This window comes from Vibrio sp. 1557, assembly GCF_033340175.1.
Taxonomy (GTDB): domain Bacteria; phylum Pseudomonadota; class Gammaproteobacteria; order Enterobacterales; family Vibrionaceae; genus Vibrio; species Vibrio alginolyticus.
The window spans coordinates 1-1,264 of record NZ_JAWOVZ010000170.1; the positions used below are offsets into that span (position 1 = coordinate 1).

Sequence of the window (1,264 nt, forward strand, 5' to 3'; positions counted from 1 at the left end):
TTTGATTTGTCGCAAAGCCTTGAATACCGAAGTTAACACTAAAGTTGTTTTCGTATTCAGGAGAGGAGCCCGTACTGCCGATGGCTTGATTTTCCCAACCGAGTAATTGGTTAGAGTATGTCAAACCAATGTACCAACAATCAGATTGGTAACGCAGGCTTGCTAGCCATTCCATATCGGTATTTTCATTTAGGTCATAGTAGTACTGACCGCTTGCAGACCAGTTACGGTTGAACTCGTATGCCGCTACGATACCTGCTTGTGAAATACCTTTACGAGTAATAGTGTCGAGGTTTTCGAGAATGATCGTATCTTCGATGTATTCGCGAGTGACATAGCGGTAGTTACCTTGAATAAAGCCGCCGTTAAACTGATATTCCAACGTACTGTTGGCAAGCTGCATTGAGCTTAAGTCGATGTCGTACTGAACGCCACCGTGATAGAACAGGTAGTCGTTGTAGTTGAAATCAGCTTCAACTGCCCATGAAGAGTAGTTGGTTGTCTCGTCTGGAATGTTCGGGCTATTGCTGATTTTCGTCTTCTTATCGAAGTAGTAGATCTGACCAAACGACACGTTCAAACGTTCTTTGTAGTCATCATCAAAGAAGCGCGTACTTGCACCGTAGCTCAGCTGGTTAGCCGATGCGATCTTATCAATACCACTGTACTTACGACTGCGGAATAGACCGTAGTAGTCAGTTTGCAGCAGCGTTGTATCGTAGTTGTAGATGTTGGTTTGATCTTCTTCTGGTACGTAAAGGTACTGAAGCTGTGGTTCTAGCGTTTGTGTGTAGCCTTTGATCCAACTGGTGTCACGCTCTAAGTAAATCTGAGCATGGGTACGGAACTCAGGAATAACACGAGAAACTTGTTCATCAAGCTGGTTTTTCAAGTCCACGTCTGTCAAGCCAGTAAGGTCTTGAGAGTAGTAAGTGGAAAGTACGCGCGCTTCCGTTGTCCAAGTGGCCCAAGAGTTTGACAGCGGCATGGTTAGTCCCGGCTCTATGTGAACGCGAGTCGCGTTTGGTCGAGCGGTATCACTAGTGTCAAAACGGCTGACTTGGCTTTTTACGTCGAAGTTAAGGTGATCACCCCACAACGGCGTGTAGTAGTTCAAATCTAATTGAGGAAGCAAACGATATGGACGGTTTTCTTCTTTCAAGAGGATTTGGAAATCTCGAACGGTTAAAGACGCATCCCAGAAATCTGAACGGTACTGCACATGTCCTTCTTGGACTAACTGGCCGTCTTCACGGTTACCGAT

Annotated in this window: 1 protein-coding gene; it reads right to left on the reverse strand. The window is 45.4% G+C overall.

Translation table 11 applies throughout. The annotated features are described in order from the left end of the window. Window positions 1–1,264: LPS assembly protein LptD (gene lptD, locus R7070_RS25585; RefSeq protein WP_318141436.1), on the reverse strand; the 1,264-nt coding region annotated here is incomplete at both ends.